Below are 1,509 nucleotides of genomic sequence, written 5' to 3' on the forward strand. Positions count from 1 at the left end.
CTAGTACTACAGGGCTAGATCATTAGGGTTTGGAGTCGGAGACGTCGTTGGAAGTGGTGTCGTCGTGCGTCTGCCTGATGTTCGCGGCGCCAGGCAGACGAGCGAAGTCCCTGGTCAATGATGTGATCATCGTTGCCGATGAGGTTGAACAGGCGTCGGACCTCGGCGATGGAGAGTCTGATCAAGCGGCGGGTTCGGCGTGGGCGCTGCGGTGGAGGTTTCGTCTGTCGTGGCGGGTTCGCACGGTCAGGGTGTGTGGTTTGTCCACAGGGGAAGGGCCCCTTTTTTCGATTTGTGTCGCATCACCGCGAGGAAGGCCATAGCAAGCATCGCTAGGGTGATGTGCCGGTACCAGGCGTGGTAGAGGCGCACCTGATAGTTGTCGAGTCCCGCTTCGCTTTTGGCTGCTTCGAAGCATTCCTCGATCGGCCAGCGGTTGCCGATGACGCGAACCAGTTCGGTCATCGGTTCGTCGCGGGGGTTGTAACAGTGGAAGTAGGCGAGTTCGCCGTCGGCGATGTTCCGTCGAAACACGTACTGATGACCGTCGCCGGCGTCGACGAGTGCCCAGTCATAGACCCGGAACCCCTTCGTGCCGACGCCGCAGGCGCGGCGGGACCAGTCGTGAGGTTTCCTTCGGGCCGCGACACGCTCAACGAGCGTGGTCGCATCGGTTCTTGTGGTGATACTGCCGGTGCCGGTATCCGTGTTCTTCGGCACCGCCATCGCATAGGCGATGCCCTCGGCTTCCAGATAGGAACGTAAACCGGGATTCTGTCCGAACTCCTCGTCCGCGGCGAACCACGCGAACGGCACCCCGGCCGCCACCGCACGGGCGATCATGTCCTGGACCTGCCGGGGGCGGGTAGCGAACGTCACCTCCTCCGGTACATGCGCCTCGGCGCGGCGTCCGGGATCAGCGCACCACGACCCCTCGGGCAGATACAGTTCCCGATCGATCAGCACCCGATCACCGGCCGTATTCGCATAGGCCAGGAACACACCGATCTGACAGTTATCGATCCGACCCAACGTCCCGGAATACTGACGTTGGGTACCCGCCGACTTGGTGCCCTTCTTCGCGAAACCAGTCGGATCAGCGATCAACACACCACGCGGATCAGCGAAATGCTCCATCGCATAGTCGCGCACCAGATCCCGCGCCTGGTCGGCATCCCACGGCGACAAGTTCAACAACCGCTGCAACGCCTTCGGCTCCGGATCACCAGAATACTCCGCGATCGTCCACCCGTTCTTCCGCTCCAACGGAGCGATCAACCCACGCACGTAATGCCGAGCATGCACACGCGAATCCGTCCGATAGAACAACCCATCAAGACGCGTACACACCTCCCGGAACTCCTGATCCCACACAGCCAGATCATCCCGAGTCACACCACCCGAGATCCCAGCCTGGCCAGCAGAAGAAATGGTCACGCGCCAACCCTGGCACAACCGCCAGCCGATATCACGAACCGACACACAAGAGATCTAGCCCTGTAGTACTAG

Annotated in this window: 1 protein-coding gene; it reads right to left on the reverse strand. The window is 61.4% G+C overall.

What is annotated here, in order from left to right; all coding sequences use genetic code 11:
- Window positions 1-246: 246 nt before the first annotated feature.
- The gene (locus tag CLV71_RS47355; RefSeq protein ID WP_133909553.1) at window positions 247-1,395 is read right to left on the reverse strand and encodes an IS701 family transposase; all 1,149 of its coding nucleotides are present in this window, start codon (window positions 1,393-1,395) and stop codon (window positions 247-249) included.
- Between the last annotated feature and the right edge of the window lie 114 nt (window positions 1,396-1,509).

Origin of the sequence: Actinophytocola oryzae, from assembly GCF_004364325.1 — a bacterium.
Classification (GTDB): domain Bacteria; phylum Actinomycetota; class Actinomycetes; order Mycobacteriales; family Pseudonocardiaceae; genus Actinophytocola; species Actinophytocola oryzae.